Origin of the sequence: Rhodovulum sp. 12E13, assembly GCF_003340565.1 — a bacterium.
In the GTDB taxonomy this organism is placed as follows: domain Bacteria; phylum Pseudomonadota; class Alphaproteobacteria; order Rhodobacterales; family Rhodobacteraceae; genus HLUCCA09.
The window spans coordinates 1-18,873 of the sequence record NZ_QPLK01000029.1 but is presented as its reverse complement, the minus strand read 5'-3'; the positions used below and the strand labels follow the sequence as shown (position 1 = coordinate 18,873).

Sequence of the window (18,873 nt, the reverse complement as noted above, 5' to 3'; positions counted from 1 at the left end):
GTCCGCCGCATGGGTCGGGGGCGCCGGAAACGGGCGCTTGATGAAGGAGAGACACCGATGAACCTCGAGAAGTTCACGGAGCGGTCGCGGGGCTTCCTGCAGGCCGCACAGACCATCGCCATGCGCGAGGATCACCAGCGCGTGGTGCCCGAGCACCTGCTCAAGGCGCTGCTCGACGACGAACAGGGCATGGCCGCCAACCTGATCACGCGGGCGGGCGGTGCATCCGAGCGCGTGCGCGAGGCGCTCGACACCAACCTCGCCAAGCAACCCAAGGTGAGCGGCGATTCCGGCCAGATCTACGTCGACACGCAACTGGCCAAGGTGCTCGACGAGGCCGAGAAGATCGCGACCAAGGCCGGCGACAGCTACGTGCCCGTCGAGCGTATCCTGACCGCGCTGGCCGTCGTGCGCTCGGGCGCGAAGGACGCGCTGGAAGCCGGCGCCGTCACCGCGCAGGGGCTGAATGCCGCCATCAACGACGTGCGCAAGGGGCGCACGGCCGACACGGCATCGGCCGAGGAAGGCTACGATGCGCTCAAGAAGTATGCGCGCGATCTCACCGAGGCGGCCCGCGAGGGCAAGATCGACCCGATCATCGGCCGCGACGACGAGATCCGCCGCGCGATGCAGGTCCTGTCGCGCCGCACCAAGAACAACCCCGTGCTGATCGGCGAGCCCGGCACCGGCAAGACGGCCATCGCCGAGGGCCTTGCCCTGCGCATCGTGGATGGCGACGTGCCGGAATCGTTGCGCGACAAGAAGCTGATGGCGCTCGACATGGGCGCGCTGATCGCGGGGGCGAAATATCGCGGCGAGTTCGAGGAGCGTCTCAAGGCCGTTCTGTCGGAGGTCACCGCCGCGGCCGGCGAAATCGTGCTGTTCATCGACGAGATGCATACGCTCGTGGGGGCCGGCAAGGCAGAGGGCGCCATGGACGCCTCGAACCTGCTCAAGCCCGCGCTGGCGCGGGGGGAGTTGCACTGCGTCGGCGCCACCACGCTCGACGAGTATCGCAAGCACGTCGAGAAGGACGCCGCGCTCGCCCGCCGCTTCCAGCCTCTGTTCGTCGACGAGCCCTCGGTCGAGGACACGATCTCGATCCTGCGGGGCATCAAGGAGAAGTACGAGCTGCACCACGGCGTGCGCATCTCCGACTCGGCGCTGGTCGCGGCCGCGCAGCTCTCGCACCGCTACATCACCGACCGCTTCCTGCCCGACAAGGCCATCGACCTGATGGACGAGGCCGCCTCGCGCCTGCGGATGGAGGTGGACAGCAAGCCCGAAGAGCTCGACCAGCTCGACCGGCAGATCCTGCAGCTCCAGATCGAGGCCGAGGCCCTCAAGAAGGAGGACGACGAAGCCTCCAAGACCCGGCTCGACAGGCTGGAGGAAGAGCTGTCGAACCTGCAGCAGCGCTCTGCGGAGATGACCGCGCAGTGGCAGAGCGAGCGCGACAAGCTGAACGCCGCCCGCGACCTCAAGGAAAAGCTCGATCAGGCGCGCGCCGAGCTCGACATCGCCAAGCGCGAGGGCAATCTCGCCCGGGCCGGCGAGCTGTCCTACGGGATCATCCCCGGCATCGAGAAGCAGCTCGCCGAGGCCGAGACGGGCGACGACGTGATGGTCGAGGAAGCGGTGCGGCCCGAACAGATCGCCGAGGTCGTCGAGCGGTGGACGGGCATCCCCACGTCGCGCCTGCTGGAAGGCGAGCGCGAGAAGCTCCTGCGCATGGAAGAAGAGCTCGGCCGCCGCGTGATCGGCCAGCACCGGGCCGTCGAGGCGGTGTCGAACGCCGTGCGTCGCGCCCGCGCGGGCCTGAACGACGAGAACCGGCCGCTTGGCTCGTTCCTGTTCCTCGGGCCCACGGGCGTCGGCAAGACCGAGCTGACCAAGACGCTGGCGCAGTTCCTGTTCGACGACGACCAGGCGATGGTGCGCATCGACATGTCTGAGTTCATGGAGAAGCACGCGGTCGCGCGTCTCATCGGTGCACCGCCGGGCTATGTCGGCTACGACGAGGGTGGTGTGCTGACCGAGGCGGTTCGGCGCCGGCCCTATCAGGTCGTGCTGTTCGACGAAGTGGAAAAGGCGCACCCCGAGGTGTTCAACGTGCTTCTGCAGGTGCTCGACGACGGGCAGCTGACCGACGGGCAGGGCCGCACGGTCGACTTCAAGCAGACGCTGATCGTGCTCACGTCGAACCTTGGCAGCCAGGCGCTCAGCCAGTTGCCCGAGGGGGCCGACCCCAGCCAGGCCAAGCGCGACGTGATGGATGCCGTGCGCGCCCATTTCAAGCCGGAGTTCCTGAACCGGCTCGACGACATGATCGTGTTCGACCGGCTCGGCCGCGAGGACATGGCCGGCATCGTCGAGATTCAGCTGGGGCTTTTGCAGAAGCGGCTGGCGCGGCGCGGGATCAACCTCGAAGTTGACGAGGGCGCGAAGGCGTGGCTCGCCGACGAGGGCTACGACCCTGTCTACGGCGCGCGGCCGCTCAAGCGGGTGATCCAGAAGAGCCTGCAGGACGCGCTGGCCGAGTCGATCCTCGCCGGCGACGTGTCCGACGGCGACACGGTGACGGTGAGCGCCGGTGCCGAGGGGCTGATCATCGGCGACCGCGTCGGCAGCTCGAACCGCGAGGCACCCGACGATGCCGTGATCCACTGACCCGGCCTGTCGTGGTGACCTGACTGAACGGCCCAGGCGCACAGGCTCCGGGGCCGTTTTCTTGCAGCCCGGTCTCATCCGGGCGACAAGGCCGCCACCCAGCATGCAGGAGGAGCGCGCCATGGCCGGCTTGACCGAGGCCGAAGAGATTTCCGACATCGCGTTCGGCTACATGGGCTCGAGGGCGCTGTTCGCCGCGCTCGAATTCGGCATCTTCACGCGCCTCGCGGGCGGAGCGTTGTCCGCCGGGGAGATCGCCGCCGCGTCGGGGCTGCCGGAGGAGCGGTGCCGCACGCTGATGACGGCGCTCACGGCGCTGGGCCTGACGGTGCGGTCGGGCGAGGGCTTCGCCAATTCGCCGGCGGCCGAGGCTTTTCTCGTCAGGGGCGCGAAGTACGATTTCGGCGATTACCTGCGCCTGCAGGTCGGCCGGCAGATGTATCCGCTCATGGATCAGATCGGCGAGGCGCTGGCCGGTCGACTGCCCGAGGGCGCGACCGCCTCCTACGCCGACTGGTTCGCCGACGCCGAGGAGGCACGGCTCTACTCGGAGAGCCAGCACGCGGGCTCGCTCGGCCCGGCGCGGGGGCTGGCGAAGCGGGTCGACCTGTCGGGCGTGGAGCGGATGCTCGACGTCGGCGGTGGAACGGGCGCCTTCGCCATCACGCTCTGCCGCGCAAATCCCGATCTGCACGTCACGGTGGTCGACTTTCCCAATGTGGCGGCGCTAGGCGCGGCCTATGTCGCCGATGCCGGCCTGTCAGACCGGATCACCTATGCGACGGGCGACGCCCTTGCCGCCGAGTGGCCCGGCAAACAGGACGCCATCCTGATGTCATACCTTTTGTCGGGGGTGCCGGATCACGCCCACGAGGGGTTGATCGGCCGCGCATTCGACCATCTCGGGCAGGGCGGCCGGCTTCTGGTGCACGACTTCATCGTCGACGAAGACAGGACGGGCCCGAAGAACACCGCGCTCTGGCAACTTCAGCATACCGCCTTCACGCCCGAGGCGCGCTCTCTGTCGGATGGCTGGCTGGCAGACCGGATGCGCGCGGCCGGGTTCAGCGCTGTCGAGGTGGGGCCTCTGATCCCGGGAATGACCAAGCTGGCCTCGGGGCGCAAACCCGACGCCTGAGGTGCAGTGGGCCGGGCGGCGATACGCCCGGCCCGGAAGCATTACATGTCGCCCGGCATGATGACGGCGTCGATCACGTGGATCACGCCGTTCGACGCCTCGATGTCGGCGGCGGTCACGGTCGCGCCGTCGACCATCACGGTGCCGTCGGTGATCGAGATCTCCACCTCCGAGCCCTCGACCGTCGCGGCGGTCATGCCATCGGACAGGTCGCCCGACATCACCGCGCCCGGCACGACGTGGTAGGTGAGGATCTCGGTCAGCGCGTCGGTGTCCTCGAGCAGGCTCTCGACGGTGCCCTCGGGCAGCGCGTCGAAGGCGGCATCGGTCGGCGCGAAGACGGTGAACGGGCCTTCGCCCTTGAGCGTCTCGACGAGGCCCGCGGCCTGCACGGCGGCGACGAGCGTCTCGAAGTCGCCGGCGGCCACGGCCGTGTCGACGATATCGGCCTCCTGCGCGGCGGCGAAGGTCGGCACGGCGAGGGCGGTGGCAGTGGCCAGAGCGGCCAGCTTCGTGCGGATCATGTCGTTCTCCCAGTGTTGGCTGTGTCTCCCGCGGTGGGGACAGCCGTGCAACGCGCCGGACGGTCGCCTGGATGTGCGCGGATCGCCGCGATGCGCGCCCGGAGCGGTATTGAAGCACCACCGTGGCGCGCTAAGCGGCGCGGCGCTGCCGTTTCCATTCAAATTGATGTCAGCCTGCGTGATCCGGCGTGACCGAAGCGGCGGGCCGGTGGCGGCGATTTGCGTCATCCGCCGATCGCGGTCACTCACTCAGGGTAGCTCGGAGCAACGCGCGGAGGACGTCATGTCGATCTGGATGAACTGGGCGCTGTGGGGCCTGCAGGCGATGGCGGTGACCTTCGTCTTCGCGGTCGGCGTGGCGCTGGCGCTGGCGCTGGCCTTCTTCGTGATCGACCGGGTGCAGACGCGGGACGCGATCCGACGGAACTACCCGGTGATCGGGCGCTTCCGGCACCTCTTCACCACTCTGGGCGAGTTCTTCAGGCAATACTTCTTCGCGATGGACCGAGAGGAGATGCCGTTCAACCGGGCCCAGCGCGACTGGGTGACGAAGGCGGCGAGCGGGCAGGGCAACACGCTCGCCTTCGGCTCGACCCGCAACCTCACGGTCGTGGGCACCCCGGTCTTCGTCAACGCCGCCTTTCCTCCGCTCGACGATCAGTTCGCCTCGACCGAGCCGATGGTGATCGGCCCCGGGGCGCGGCAGCCCTTTCTCGCTCCGTCGATCTTCAACATCTCGGGCATGAGCTACGGCGCCATCTCGCGGCCGGCGGTGCAGGCGCTGTCGCGAGGGGCCGCCAAGGCGGGCATCTGGCTCAACACGGGCGAGGGCGGGCTTTCGCCCTTCCATCTCGAGGGCGGCTGCGACCTCGTCTTCCAGATCGGCACGGCGAAATACGGGGTGCGCGAGCCCATGGGCGGGCTGTCGGAGGAGCGGCTCCGTGAGGTGGCGGCACACGAACGGGTGCGCATGTTCGAGATCAAGCTCAGCCAGGGTGCCAAGCCCGGAAAGGGGGGCATCCTTCCGGCAGCCAAGATCACGCCCGAGATCGCACTCATCCGCGGAATCCCGGTGGGGCAGGATTCGATCTCTCCCAACCGTCATGTCGAGGTCGACGACTGGGATGACCTGCTCGACCTGATCGGCCGGGTCCGAGATGTCACCGGCAAGCCCACCGGCATCAAGACGGCCGTCGGCTCTCCCACCCAGATGCGCGGCCTGTTCGAGGCGATCGGGCGGCGCGGAACCGAGGCTGCGCCTGACTTCCTGACGATCGACGGCGGAGAGGGCGGCACCGGCGCCGCGCCGATGCCACTGATGGACCTGGTGGGCATGCCGATTCGCGAGGCGCTGCCGCGCATCGTCAACCTGCGCGACGAGTTCGGGCTGAAGGACCGCATCCGCCTGATCGCGTCGGCCAAGCTGGTGAACCCCGGCGACGTCGCCTGGGCGCTGGCGGCGGGGGCCGACTTCGTCACCTCTGCCCGGGGCTTCATGTTCGCGCTCGGCTGCATCCAGGCGCTGAAGTGCAATCGCAACACCTGCCCGACCGGCATCACCACGCATGTGCCGCGCCTGCAGCAGGGCCTCGTCGTGGTGGAGAAGGAGGAGCGCGTGGCCGCATACGCCCGCGCCATCGTCCACGAGGTCGAGACCATCGCCCATTCGGTGGGCGTGCCGGAGCCGCGGAAGATGCGGCGGCGGCACGTTCGCCTCGTGACGGCCGACGGCACCTCGATCCCGATGAACGAGATCTATCCGTCCTACCGCGCGGGCGAGCCCCTGCCGCAGGTGGCCCGACCGCCCGATGCGGGCCACTATTCCGCGCCGTGACGATGGCGCTCGGGCCTGTCTGACGATCGGCAACGATCGCGTGAGCATCCGACACCTGCCGGGACGCAGCCCGCGACTATACTTAGGGTACGGGTGCCGAGCAAAGGAGAGCGTTCATGGCCCATCGCTGGACCAATGACCTGACCCATGACGACGTCACGCCCGAACGGGCCTGGCTCAACCGCCGCCAGATCATTGCCGCGGGCGGGCTCGCCGGCCTCGCCGCAACGGGCCTCGCCCCCCGCGCGACGGCCGCGCCCGAGGGCCTGAAGCCGAACACCTGGGAAGAGATCACGACCTACAACAACTTCTACGAGTTCGGCACCGGCAAGGGCGACCCGGCCGAGAACGCCCACATGCTGACGACCTCTCCGTGGTCGATCACCATCGACGGGTTGGTGGACCGCCCCGGCGACTACTCCTTCGAGGAGGTGATGGAGGGGATGACGGTCGAGGAGCGGATCTACCGCTTCCGCTGCGTCGAGGCGTGGTCGATGGTCATCCCGTGGAACGGCTTCGAGCTTGCCGACCTGCTCGACAAGGTGGGGGTGAAGGCCGAGGCGCGCTACGTCGCCTTCGAGACGGCGCTGCGGCCCGACGAGATGCCGGGTGTCCGATTCCCGGTGCTCGACTGGCCCTATGTCGAGGGTCTGCGGCTCGACGAGGCGCGCCACCCGCTGACGATCATGGCCACCGGCATCTACGGCCGCGACATTCCCAACCAGAACGGCGCGCCCATCCGGCTGGTGGTGCCGTGGAAGTACGGCTTCAAGTCGATCAAGAGCATCGTTCGGATCACCCTGACCGAAGACGAGCCACCGACGAGCTGGAACAAGGCGAACCCGCGCGAATACGGCTTCTACTCCAACGTGAACCCTGAGGTGGACCACCCGCGCTGGAGTCAGGCGACCGAGCGGGTGATCGGCTCGGGGCTGTTCGCGCGCCGCCAGCCGACGCTCATGTTCAATGGCTACGAGGAAGAGGTCGCCTCGCTCTACGAGGGCATGGACCTGACCGAGAACTACTGATGGATCTGGCAGGCCCCATCAACGGCGCGCTCCGGCGGGTGCCGCCATGGTCGCTTTACATCGTGGCGGCCGTGCCTGTCATCTGGGTGTTCTGGGCGGGCGCGACCGGTCGGTTGGGCGTGGAGCCGGTGGAGGCGATCGAGCACCGCCTGGGCCTTTGGGGGCTGTGGCTGCTGATCGCGGGGCTCTGCGTGACCCCGATCCGGCGGTTCACCGGGGTCAGCCTGATCCGCTTCCGCCGGGCGGTCGGGGTGACGGCCTTCTTCTACATCCTTGCGCACATGCTCGTCTGGCTGGTGCTCGACGTGCAGATACTCGCGCAGGTCTGGGCCGACATCCTCAAGCGGCCCTACATCACGGTGGGCATGGCCGGGTTTCTCCTGATGATCCCGCTCGCGCTCACCTCGAACAACTGGTCGGTGCGCCGGCTCGGCCCGCAGGCCTGGCAGCGGCTCCACCGGCTGACTTACGGCGTGGCGCTGCTGGGCGGGCTGCACTTCGTCATGCTGCGAAAGGGCTTCCAGTTGGAGCCGCTGCTGTATCTGGCGGCGATTCTGGGGCTGCTGGCCCTCCGACTCGTCCCGAAGCGCGGGAGGCGTGCGGTTCCGGCCGAGTGACGGACGGGAAGAGTCGCGCCGAGTCTGTGGATAAGGCCGAGATTCTGCGGATTGTTGGCCTGTGGCGGGGCTCGCAGGCGCGCAGGACGCCCTCCCAAGCCGGCACAGGGCATAAATTTCTTCCAAAAATCAATAGCTTGCAGGACATGATAGAAAAATGCCATGTTCCTCGAAAAAACCCCTTGCGGCCCCCCGGCCTCATCCGTAAATACCCCCTCACCGGCGGCGCTGAGGCGCCAACGGGGCGCCAGACGGGCCAGCGGCAGCAGCCAAGGCAACGAGGCGGAACAAACATCGAGAGATCGAGCAGGCGGGCGCGCCTCAAAGGAAAGAGGCGCTCACGTCGGTTTTGTCTCTCCGCTCTTTGACATCGCTGGTGACTGAAGAGATTTGTGGGCGGTTTGGTCCATTCGATGGATCGAATCTCCCGCATATCGGCTCCGCAGGGCGCAAGCCCGATGACCGGAGTGTCAGCTTCACTGCTTGACGGACTTCGTTCCCTTGGAACGGAGCACATCAAGCAGAAAGATCCCTGCCCAGCCGGGCAGGGAGATGTGCTGAGGTTCGAACGTCAAGAACGCGCGATGCGCGTTTCAACTTGAGAGTTTGATCCTGGCTCAGAACGAACGCTGGCGGCAGGCTTAACACATGCAAGTCGAGCGAAGGCTTCGGCCTTAGCGGCGGACGGGTGAGTAACGCGTGGGAACGTGCCCTTCACTGCGGAATAGTCCTTGGAAACGGGGTTTAATACCGCATACGCCCTTCGGGGGAAAGAATTTCGGTGAAGGATCGGCCCGCGTCTGATTAGGTAGTTGGTGGGGTAACGGCCTACCAAGCCGACGATCAGTAGCTGGTTTGAGAGGATGATCAGCCACACTGGGACTGAGACACGGCCCAGACTCCTACGGGAGGCAGCAGTGGGGAATCTTAGACAATGGGGGAAACCCTGATCTAGCCATGCCGCGTGTGTGACGAAGGCCCTAGGGTCGTAAAGCACTTTCACCGGGGAAGATAATGACGGTACCCGGAGAAGAAACCCCGGCTAACTCCGTGCCAGCAGCCGCGGTAATACGGAGGGGGTTAGCGTTGTTCGGAATTACTGGGCGTAAAGCGCGCGTAGGCGGGCTGTTAAGTCGGGGGTGAAATCCCGGGGCTCAACCCCGGAACTGCCTTCGATACTGGCAGCCTAGAGTTCGAGAGAGGTGAGTGGAACTCCGAGTGTAGAGGTGAAATTCGTAGATATTCGGAAGAACACCAGTGGCGAAGGCGGCTCACTGGCTCGATACTGACGCTGAGGTGCGAAAGTGTGGGGAGCAAACAGGATTAGATACCCTGGTAGTCCACACCGTAAACGATGAATGCCAGACGTCGGGCAGCATGCTGTTCGGTGTCACACCTAACGGATTAAGCATTCCGCCTGGGGAGTACGGCCGCAAGGTTAAAACTCAAAGGAATTGACGGGGGCCCGCACAAGCGGTGGAGCATGTGGTTTAATTCGAAGCAACGCGCAGAACCTTACCAACCCTTGACATCCTGATCGCGGTTTCTCGAGAGAGACTCCTTCAGTTCGGCTGGATCAGTGACAGGTGCTGCATGGCTGTCGTCAGCTCGTGTCGTGAGATGTTCGGTTAAGTCCGGCAACGAGCGCAACCCACACCCTCAGTTACCAGCGGTTCGGCCGGGGACTCTGGGGGAACTGCCCGTGATAAGCGGGAGGAAGGTGTGGATGACGTCAAGTCCTCATGGCCCTTACGGGTTGGGCTACACACGTGCTACAATGGCAGTGACAATGGGTTAATCCCAAAAAGCTGTCTCAGTTCGGATTGTCCTCTGCAACTCGAGGGCATGAAGTCGGAATCGCTAGTAATCGCGTAACAGCATGACGCGGTGAATACGTTCCCGGGCCTTGTACACACCGCCCGTCACACCATGGGAGTTGGGTTTACCCGAAGACGGTGCGCCAACCTTCGGGGGGCAGCCGGCCACGGTAAGCTCAGCGACTGGGGTGAAGTCGTAACAAGGTAGCCGTAGGGGAACCTGCGGCTGGATCACCTCCTTTCTAAGGATGATCCTGGCAGACAGGCACGCCTGTCTCGTGGATCACTTAGCAAGTCCGGTTCTCAAGCCGGGCAAAGCGGATCAGGCCGTCCACATATCTCTTCAGTCCTGCACTACGGGCGACCGCCCGTTCTGGGTCGGTAGCTCAGGTGGTTAGAGCGCACGCCTGATAAGCGTGAGGTCGGAGGTTCAAGTCCTCCTCGACCCACCAATCCCCTCCGGGATCGGGGCGTTAGCTCAGCTGGGAGAGCACCTGCTTTGCAAGCAGGGGGTCGTCGGTTCGATCCCGACACGCTCCACCAAGACCCGGTCCGACCGCAAAGCGCATTGGCTTTGCCGTCCGACTGGACGAATTGACATCGTGAAGAGAGAAACAATCAATCATGCTTGGCAGCCTCGAGTGGGAGGCTGCCCCGGCCAACGGCCGGAGGCGAGCATGATTGTCCAAGTCAAGTACACTAACCAAACCTCCTCGCCGCAAGGTGGGGAGCGGGAATGTACGACTTCTGAACAGAGGATGTGAGCCCGGCGGAACCAGCCCGGGCCTCAGGCGAAAGCCTGTCTTCTTCTGGATCAGATCAAGCGCGAGAAGGGCGTTTGGTGGATGCCTTGGCAGCAAGAGGCGATGAAGGACGTGATACCCTGCGATAAGCCATGGGGAGCCGGGAATAGGCTTTGATCCATGGATCTCCGAATGGGGCAACCCACCTGACAGACTGATATGATCTGCCCTCGGCAGTTCATATCGGGCTGAACCAGGTACTTTGAGACTGAATACATAGGTTTCAAAGAGCGAACCCGGGGAACTGAAACATCTAAGTACCCGGAGGAAAGGAAATCAACAGATACTCCCCCAGTAGTGGCGAGCGAACGGGGACCAGCCGAGCCGTAAGCGTGACCGGAACGACCTGGAAAGGTCGGCCATAGCGGGTGACAGCCCCGTACGGGAAGCGTGAAGGACGCATTAAGTAGGGCGGGACACGTGAAATCCTGTCTGAAGATCGGGGGACCACCCTCGAAGGCTAAGTACTCCTTGCTGACCGATAGCGAACCAGTACCGTGAGGGAAAGGTGAAAAGCACCCCGACGAGGGGAGTGAAACAGTACCTGAAACCGAACGCCTACAAGCAGTCGGAGGGGCCCCGAGCCCTGACGGCGTACCTTTTGTATAATGGGTCATCGACTTGGTCTCACGTGCAAGCTTAAGCCGCTAGGTGTAGGCGCAGCGAAAGCGAGTCTGAATAGGGCGACGAGTACGTGGGATCAGACCCGAAACCCGGTGATCTAGGCATGACCAGGCTGAAGATAGGGTAACACCTATTGGAGGGCCGAACCCACACCTGTTGAAAAAGGTCGGGATGAGTTGTGCCTAGGGGTGAAAGGCCAATCAAACCGGGAGATAGCTGGTTCTCCGCGAAAGCTATTTAGGTAGCGCGTCATCCGAATACCCCGGGGGGTAGAGCACTGGATGGGTAATGGGGCCCCACAGGCTTACTGATCCTAACCAAACTCCGAATACCCGGGAGTACTAGATGGCAGACAGACGGCGAGTGCTAACGCCCGTCGTCAAGAGGGAAACAACCCTGACCTCCAGCTAAGGCCCCCAATTCGTGGCTAAGTGGGAAAGCAGGTGAGACGGCCAAAACAACCAGGAGGTTGGCTTAGAAGCAGCCATCCTTTAAAGATAGCGTAACAGCTCACTGGTCTAATCAAGCTGTCTTGCGGCGAAGATGTAACGGGGCTCAAGCCACGAGCCGAAGCTGAGGATGCCGAAAGGCATGGTAGCGGAGCGCAGTGTGACATAGCACCATGCCTCTTCTGCGCCCTTCGGGGCGTATCGGAGGCGAGGTGCTTTCTGTGAAGCCGGGGCGTGAGCCAACCGGTGGAGAGATCACTGGCGAGAATGATGACATGAGTAGCGACAAACAGGGTGAGAAACCCTGTCGCCGAAAGTCCAAGGGTTCCTGCTTAAAGCTAATCTGAGCAGGGTAAGCCGGCCCCTAAGTCGAGGCTGAAAAGCGTAGACGATGGGAACCAGGTTAATATTCCTGGGCCAGGAGGATGTGACGGATTGTGGCGGCGTGCGTCCCTTATCGGATTGGGGCGTATCCAAGACAGTCCCTGGAAATAGCCCTCCACCAGACCGTACCCTAAACCGACACAGGTGGACTGGTAGAGCATACCAAGGCGCTTGAGAGAACGATGTTGAAGGAACTCGGCAAAATACCTCCGTAAGTTCGCGAGAAGGAGGCCCGGCGCACGAGCGTCGGGGGCACAAACCAGGGGGTGGCGACTGTTTACTAAAAACACAGGGCTCTGCGAAGTCGCAAGACGACGTATAGGGTCTGACGCCTGCCCGGTGCCGGAAGGTTAAAAGGAGGAGTGAGAGCTCCGAATTGAAGCCCCGGTAAACGGCGGCCGTAACTATAACGGTCCTAAGGTAGCGAAATTCCTTGTCGGGTAAGTTCCGACCTGCACGAATGGCGTAACGACTTCCCCGCTGTCTCCAACATCGACTCAGCGAAATTGAATTGCCTGTCAAGATGCAGGCTTCCCGCGGTTAGACGGAAAGACCCCGTGCACCTTTACTACAGCTTCAGACTGGCATCAGGCCAAGCATGTGCAGGATAGGTGGTAGGCTTCGAAGCTCCGACGCCAGTTGGAGTGGAGCCATCCTTGAGATACCACCCTTGCTTCGCTTGATGTCTAACCGCGGTCCGTTATCCGGATCCGGGACCCTCTGTGGCGGGTAGTTTGACTGGGGCGGTCGCCTCCCAAAGAGTAACGGAGGCGCGCGAAGGTTGGCTCAGAGCGGTCGGAAATCGCTCGTTGAGTGCAATGGCAGAAGCCAGCCTGACTGCGAGACTGACAAGTCGAGCAGAGTCGAAAGACGGCCATAGTGATCCGGTGGTCCCGCGTGGAAGGGCCATCGCTCAACGGATAAAAGGTACGCCGGGGATAACAGGCTGATACTGCCCAAGAGTCCATATCGACGGCAGTGTTTGGCACCTCGATGTCGGCTCATCTCATCCTGGGGCTGGAGCAGGTCCCAAGGGTACGGCTGTTCGCCGTTTAAAGAGGTACGTGAGCTGGGTTTAGAACGTCGTGAGACAGTTCGGTCCCTATCTGCCGTGGGTGTAGGATACTTGAGAGGAGTTGCCCCTAGTACGAGAGGACCGGGGTGAACGATCCACTGGTGGACCTGTTGTGGCGCCAGCCGCAGTGCAGGGTAGCTATGATCGGACGGGATAACCGCTGAAGGCATCTAAGCGGGAAGCCCCCCTCGAAACAAGGTATCCCTGAGGGCCGAGGTAGACCACCTCGTCGATAGGCCGGAGGTGTAAGCGTGGCGACACGTTCAGCTGACCGGTACTAATTGCCCGACAGGCTTGATCTGATCCAGAAGAAGGCAGGGTTGCCTTTGTTCAGAAGGCGCTTGGACAGTTGATTGTGAGGTTCTTCCTCGGTTTGGTGGTCATAGCGCGAGCAAAACACCCGATCCCATTCCGAACTCGGTCGTTAAGTGCCGTAGCGCCGATGGTACTGCGTCTCAAGACGTGGGAGAGTAGGTCGCCGCCAAACCTAGCAAGAACCTCAAACATATCTCTCTTCTCGATGACTGTTCGGATTGTTAGCACGCTACAACGCGAGTTGTACGATTGGCGCGGGGTGGAGCAGCCCGGTAGCTCGTCAGGCTCATAACCTGAAGGTCGTAGGTTCAAATCCTACCCCCGCAACCAAATTACCTCGCGTTTCCAGCACCCGTGGAAGCACTGTGGAAGCAAGAGGGGCCGAAGTCCTTCATATCGCTTCGTAAATCGGCGCCTGCGATGACCGTTGCTTCCAGTGCGGCTCGATCGGGATCATCGCATCGATACCGGCCGGGATCCCGCTGCCAGTGGCGAGCTCTCGAACATCGACCGCGACGACATCCAGTACCGGCCGCTCTTCGGTCATGAGCACGAACTCTGTGACCCTTCCTGGCGGGCAGTCTCTCGATGCCGGGTAAACGAGCGCGAGTCGCTTGCAGCGGTAGCGACTGGCGTAGGCGTTCATCTGATACGCGTCGCCGCTCGAGACGCCGGAGTTCGGTTCGGCGAGATCGAGGCGCTTCCATTTTGCATCGAGAATGGCGACGGTCTCACTTCCGCTCTGGATGGCAATGTCGGGGCGCAGCTGGAAGCCCGCCGTCGCCAGGTCCTTCACAGGGCCCTGAAGTCCGACAGAGAGGCGCCCGCCATCCTGCGCCTGACAGGCGTGCCGGATGCGCAGTCCAAGCAGCCTCTCGAAGAGCTTTTCCATGTTGAACAGCAGCGCTGAACCAGCTGCGTCGCCGGTGCGAACATCCGGGTATAGGCCTGACAGTAGCCAGCGGGCCCGCGCAAACACCGGCTCCCAGTGCCGGATGGTCCGATCAAACCGCAGTGCGCCAACGTCGCGAACCGTGACCCTACGATCGCTCACTTCGTCGAAGCGATGGAGAAACGCCGCCACCATCGCCCGAGTCCTGGGGCTTAGCGCGAACCCGAGGAGGATTCGCAGGACGCCCTTCAGCGCTTGATTGTATGGGTTGTCGATACTGCGCTCGTCGAAGCGGCAGAGCAGATGAGAACGGTCGAAGGCGTTGGCGCGCAGATGCTCGGTGAGTTCGAGCCGCCCTCGGATGGCATTGAGGTTTTCTGTCCGCTCGGAGTAGCGGGCGATGGCCCCGCCGCGCAGCGCGGACTTCACCAAGTCGCAGAAATCCTCGATGAAGACGTCCAGGAGGTGGCTGTGCTGCTGCCCGAGGTCGGCATCGCCAGCCCTCTTCGCCCCAAGCTCTCCAGCGCGCGCAAGCATGGCCACCAGAAGGCCCCGCATGTCTTCGCTTCTATCGCTGCCATGGTCGATCTTGGGAAGTATCTCGATCGCCACCTGCTCGGTCTGCAGGACCCCGCAGAACGGCCCGAACTTCAGCGCGCGGTGGCCCCATGCTAGGGTGCCTGCTGGTAGGTGTCCGGCAAGTTTCGCAATGCCTTCTGCCTCGAGCTCGCTGATCTCGCCGACTGGGCCGATGCTGACGCCCTCCCTCTCTCGGACGGAGAGGCGCCTCATTCTGGTGGCTCGTAGATCTTGCGGATCGCGTCCGGTGTGATGTCGTCTTCCCGAATGATCTCGAACGCCTCGCCGTCCCCGATTTCGGCCGGGTCCGCCTTGGGAAAGAGCAGAGCGGCGCTCTGCGTCCGCGCCCGGACGAGCTGCAGCTCATCCTCCACCGTCTGGTCGGCAAGTATGTATCTGATCTGCCGCCAGTCGTCGTAGAACGCCTCTTGCAGGAAGGGCAGAACCTCCCTCGCAAACACACGGCACAGTTCGTCGAACGACTTCACATGGTAGAAGTAACTATGGCCGAGCGTCTGGTCGCGGTGCAGCAGGCGGGACAGGCGCGCATTCATGGCCTGCAACAGTTCGCGCAGGTCGATGGGGTTGCCTGCGCCGTCGTCGATCGACCGGAGGAGTTCAGGCTTCGGCGTGAGTTCCTCGAACCGGAACCGGCGCCTCAGCGCGCTGTCGAGCAGAGCGATCGAGCGGTCCGCGGTGTTCATGGTGCCGATGACGTCGACGTTCTCCGGAACCCCGAAACGATCGCCAGAGTACGGGAGCGTCACCTCCAGGCCGTCGCAGTTCGCCATTCGGTTTCCCGAAGAGTCAGTGCGGATCCGCTTGTCCACTTCGACGAGCGTGATCAGCTCGCCGAAGATCTTGGCGACGTTGCCGCGGTTGATCTCGTCGATGAACAGGGCGAACCGCTTCTCAGGTGCGCGCCGGGCCCGATCGCAGAGCCGCTTCAGTACCCCCGGCCGCACCTCGTAGGTGACGGCGCCGCTCTCCGTCACAGGTCGTATCCCCTCAACGAAGTCCTCGTATGCGTAGCTCTGGTGGAAGGTCACGAACTCGAAGCGATCTTCGGCCTCGTCCTGATAGCGCGGCAGATAGTCGGTCTTCAGACGATACGTCTTCCCGGTGCCCGGCGGGCCGTAGATGATGAGGTTCAGGGGCGGTCCGGCTCTGCGCAATGATGTTGCACCGATTCCAGTGGTGCTCTCCGGCGCCGGAGCGGCCGTGATAGATGGCAGCGCCTTCCAGAGGCGCTCCAGTGTCCGGGCCGCCTTGTCCTTGATCTCGATTCCGGAAGACTGCGGGTTCCATTCCTGCCCGGGTTCGCGGCTTTTCAGGTCTTCCAGAGAGACAATCTCGTCCATCGTTGCATCGCGCACGCTGTCGAACGCGACATCGATGAATCTTGTCGTCTCTCCGGCGTCGGCGCGCGCCTGGTCCCAATGCTCGGCTTCGTACGGGGCGCGCGTGACCTGGCCCGCAGCCACAACGCCCTTTGGAGCAGTCCCGGTTCGGATCAGGAAAACGCGGTCGCCCTCCCTAGGCTTGGTCGAGCCGCAGCGCCAGCGGTTGTCGGCCCTTTCGCCGGCCATGGTCTTGGCCCTGTCCGCCTCAAGCGTGTCCCACGTCCACTTGGACGGGTTCCAACTGAGCAGCCAGTTTCTTGTCTGGCTCTTCCACTGGCTCTCGAACTCGTCCTCGTAGAAGTCGATGTCTGACCCATGCTCCTGTTCGAGCCGCCGCCGCAGATCGAGAAGGGCGCGGTCGATCTCGGCGTTGCTCCACTTCCTGATCTCTTTCTCCGGCGTGTCGCTGAACCCGGCGAGGATGCGCCGCTTGTCACCTTCCGAGCTTATCCGCTCGAAGCTGTCGGGAAACAGCAAGTGCGGCAGGATATGGATCAGTTGCCGAGGCCGTGCTTCGGGCAGGTCGCTCAGCCAGTCGGCGAATGCCCATGGATCGTCGAGTATTGCGTCTCGCCGCTTCAGGTCGCGCATCGCGCTGATCAGAAAAACCAGCTCGCGCCACCGATGGGTGTTGAAGGCGGTTCCGCCCGAGCCGATGCCCTGCAGCACCTTGTCATCAAGCAGCGGGTGGTTTTCATCCAGGTTGGTGTCGGACCATAACCAGATCGTACGTACGTTCTCGCGCTTCTTTTCGGCGCCGACATTCGACGGAAAGAGGAGCAGGAGCCAAACACACTCGGCCATCAGTTTCTTGCACTCGTGCGAACCGGCGGAGAGCTGCTCCTTCAGCTTGGAGAGGAAGTCGCCCTCGCCCGCATCGAGGTTTCTGACGAAGCGCTGGTCGATCTCGTCGAGAAGCGGCTCGGTCCACAGCTCTTCTTCTGACGCGAACACAGACCCGTCCGCCAAGAGGCACTGGTCGCGCCACGTCGCGACGGCATCGTAGATGTCGCTTATGTCCCTGTCCGGATTGAATCTCGACACGCGCTACACCTCCCCGGAGCCCGCCTCGGGTGTTGATCCCCTTGCGGATAAGGCGTATCAGTTCGCAAATCCGCGAACAAGCGGAGCGACAGGGAGAGCAAGCCATGGACCGGTCATGTCTGCCGACGGTATGACCTTCGGCCGGGCGATTTCGAAGGCCCGCAAGACGCTCGGTATGAGCCAGAAGGAACTCGCCGCACGCGTCATGAAGGAAGAAGGGGGCGGCGCGATATCGCCACAGTACCTCAACGACATCGAGCACGACCGGCGCAGTCCCAGCTCGGGGCACCTGATCCGCCAGTTCTCCGGCATCCTCGACATCCCGGAGGACTATCTCTTCGCTCTGGCGGGGCGCCTGCCGGATGACCTTCGGTCGGAAGCATACGACCAGGAGAAGGTGGTTGAGGCGTTCGCCAATTTCAGGAAGGCGCTGAAGAAGGAGTAAGGAGGGCTCAAATGGTCCGGATGATCCCAGACAAGACGGGACGTTTCGCCAGGCGACCCTTCTACGACCAGCGCGAGCTCGACGGCGAGTGCGAGCGGCTGATCCGGGACCTTCTCCTCAAGCGCAGGGGAGAGGTCGAATATCCGGTCTCGACCGACGACCTGACGATGCTCATCGAGCTGCATGATGCGGACCTCGATCCGTATGCCGATCTGTCCCGCTACGGACAGGACGTCGAAGGCGTCACCGAGTTCTTTCCCGACCGCGGCCCGCATGTGTCGATCTCGGCGCAGATCTCCACCGACGAACGGCTTGAGAACCGTTACCGCACCACGCTGACCCACGAGTTCGGACACGTGAAGTTCCATGGTCCGCTGTGGGACGAGAGGTTCGCCACCGGCGACATGCTGGAGCGCGGGTTCAACGCCAACAAGGCGATCTCCAAGCGCGATACCATGCTGGACGCGCCGCAGTCTGACTGGATGGAATGGCAGGCCGGCTATATCAGCGGCGCGCTGCTGATGCCGGCGACACCCGTTCGCCGTCTGGTCTCTGACTACTGCGGTCCGCGCGATCTGCACGCCGACATCCATGCCGCTTCGGACCATGCGGCCCGGCTGGTCCAGCTCGTCATGCAGCGGTTCGCCGTTTCCGAAGAGGCCGCGCGGATCCGGTTGCTGAAGCTCAACCTGATCACGACGACCCGCGGGCAGGGCTCGCTCTTCGACCGCTGATCGCGAATCCGCGGAACTGCGTATGTTTTCGATTGACTCCGCTTCGGCCCTCAATACGCTGATTAGCAGATCAGCAATCATGAGAATCGCCAGAAAGGAGATCAGCGTGACCGCACTGTCTGCACTGCTTCGCAAGACCCCCGGCGAGGGGCTTCGGGAATACTTCGACCGGCCGGAAATCGGCCTCCCGGCCGAGATCGACTGGACTGTCCGGGATGCCGACCTGCCCGGCCCGCTCATGAGCGCCATCGAGGAGATGTCCCGGACCCAGCGCGACCGGGTGGTGAACGACGCCGAGAGGGTCACCGCGCTGACCGATGCGCCCGGGCAGGCCGCGCTTTTCAGCGTGGCCGAGGATCCCGGGTTTCTCGACCCCGCAGTATTCACCGAATGCGTCTGAGCGGCGGATTTGGCGGTCGTGGGCCGGTCGTGAGGACCGGTCGAGGGTTGTGCAGACCCTCCCGAGCGGCGCGACGCCTGTTGACGGTGCGCGTGGGC

Annotated in this window: 11 protein-coding genes, 3 tRNA genes and 3 rRNA genes; 14 read left to right on the top strand and 3 right to left on the bottom strand. The window is 63.6% G+C overall.

Translation table 11 applies throughout. The features are described from left to right. The first annotated feature begins 57 nt into the window (after positions 1–57). Both clpB and DLJ49_RS18040 read left to right on the top strand, forming a co-directional pair. Positions 58–2,670 (top strand): ATP-dependent chaperone ClpB, encoded by a 2,613-nt coding sequence (gene clpB / locus DLJ49_RS18045; RefSeq protein ID WP_115394932.1) that lies wholly within the window; start codon positions 58–60, stop codon positions 2,668–2,670. 121 nt (positions 2,671–2,791) lie between these two features. Continuing rightward, entirely contained in the window at positions 2,792–3,808 is a 1,017-nt protein-coding gene (locus DLJ49_RS18040; protein ID WP_115394931.1) for a methyltransferase, read from the top strand. Between the two features lie 41 nt (positions 3,809–3,849). Here the strand turns inward: DLJ49_RS18040 and DLJ49_RS18035 are convergent, their stop codons facing one another. Continuing rightward, a complete protein-coding gene (locus DLJ49_RS18035; protein ID WP_115394930.1) occupies positions 3,850–4,332 on the bottom strand; it encodes a fasciclin domain-containing protein in 483 nt (160 codons plus the stop codon). A gap of 283 nt (positions 4,333–4,615) precedes the next feature. On the opposite strand from DLJ49_RS18035, the gene DLJ49_RS18030 reads away from it, so the two are divergent. From DLJ49_RS18030 to DLJ49_RS17990, 9 genes are all read left to right on the top strand, one after another. Further along, entirely contained in the window at positions 4,616–6,166 is a 1,551-nt protein-coding gene (locus DLJ49_RS18030) for an FMN-binding glutamate synthase family protein (RefSeq protein WP_233489214.1), read from the top strand. A gap of 116 nt (positions 6,167–6,282) precedes the next feature. Beyond that, positions 6,283–7,194, top strand: coding sequence for a protein-methionine-sulfoxide reductase catalytic subunit MsrP (gene msrP, locus DLJ49_RS18025; RefSeq protein ID WP_115394929.1), 912 nt, complete (start codon positions 6,283–6,285; stop codon positions 7,192–7,194). After that, a complete protein-coding gene (gene msrQ / locus DLJ49_RS18020; RefSeq protein WP_115394928.1) occupies positions 7,194–7,811 on the top strand; it encodes a protein-methionine-sulfoxide reductase heme-binding subunit MsrQ in 618 nt (205 codons plus the stop codon). The genes msrP and msrQ overlap by 1 nt, the downstream gene beginning before the upstream one ends. Before the next feature lie 594 nt (positions 7,812–8,405). After that, positions 8,406–9,870 (top strand): 16S ribosomal RNA (locus DLJ49_RS18015). A 133-nt stretch (positions 9,871–10,003) separates the two neighbouring features. Beyond that, positions 10,004–10,080 (top strand) — tRNA-Ile (locus DLJ49_RS18010). Positions 10,081–10,095: 15 nt separating this feature from the next. Next, positions 10,096–10,171: transfer RNA gene (locus tag DLJ49_RS18005), tRNA-Ala, on the top strand. 274 nt (positions 10,172–10,445) lie between these two features. After that, positions 10,446–13,265, top strand: a 23S ribosomal RNA gene (locus DLJ49_RS18000). Between the two features lie 70 nt (positions 13,266–13,335). Beyond that, positions 13,336–13,450: ribosomal RNA gene (gene rrf / locus DLJ49_RS17995) — 5S ribosomal RNA — on the top strand. The 16S, 23S and 5S rRNA genes sit together here with 3 tRNA genes alongside, the layout of an rRNA operon. An 81-nt stretch (positions 13,451–13,531) precedes the next feature. Next, positions 13,532–13,608, top strand: a tRNA-Met gene (locus DLJ49_RS17990). A 61-nt stretch (positions 13,609–13,669) separates the two neighbouring features. On the opposite strand, the gene DLJ49_RS17985 is transcribed toward DLJ49_RS17990, so the two are convergent. Then, positions 13,670–14,962, bottom strand: a complete 1,293-nt coding sequence (locus DLJ49_RS17985) for an McrC family protein (protein WP_115394927.1) — start codon at positions 14,960–14,962, stop codon at positions 13,670–13,672. Then, positions 14,959–17,196, bottom strand: coding sequence for an McrB family protein (locus DLJ49_RS17980; protein ID WP_115394926.1), 2,238 nt, complete (start codon positions 17,194–17,196; stop codon positions 14,959–14,961). Before DLJ49_RS17980 ends, DLJ49_RS17985 begins: the two co-directional genes overlap by 4 nt. A 115-nt stretch (positions 17,197–17,311) precedes the next feature. On the opposite strand from DLJ49_RS17980, the gene DLJ49_RS17975 reads away from it, so the two are divergent. From DLJ49_RS17975 to DLJ49_RS17965, 3 genes are all read left to right on the top strand, one after another. Next, positions 17,312–17,641 (top strand): helix-turn-helix domain-containing protein, encoded by a 330-nt coding sequence (locus tag DLJ49_RS17975; RefSeq protein WP_115394925.1) that lies wholly within the window; start codon positions 17,312–17,314, stop codon positions 17,639–17,641. 11 nt (positions 17,642–17,652) lie between these two features. Further along, positions 17,653–18,375 (top strand): ImmA/IrrE family metallo-endopeptidase, encoded by a 723-nt coding sequence (locus DLJ49_RS17970; RefSeq protein WP_115394924.1) that lies wholly within the window; start codon positions 17,653–17,655, stop codon positions 18,373–18,375. A 106-nt stretch (positions 18,376–18,481) separates the two neighbouring features. Next, positions 18,482–18,775 carry a hypothetical protein gene (locus DLJ49_RS17965; RefSeq protein WP_199533421.1) on the top strand — a complete coding sequence of 98 codons (294 nt, stop codon included), beginning with the start codon at positions 18,482–18,484 and terminating at the stop codon, positions 18,773–18,775. Positions 18,776–18,873 lie beyond the last annotated feature (98 nt).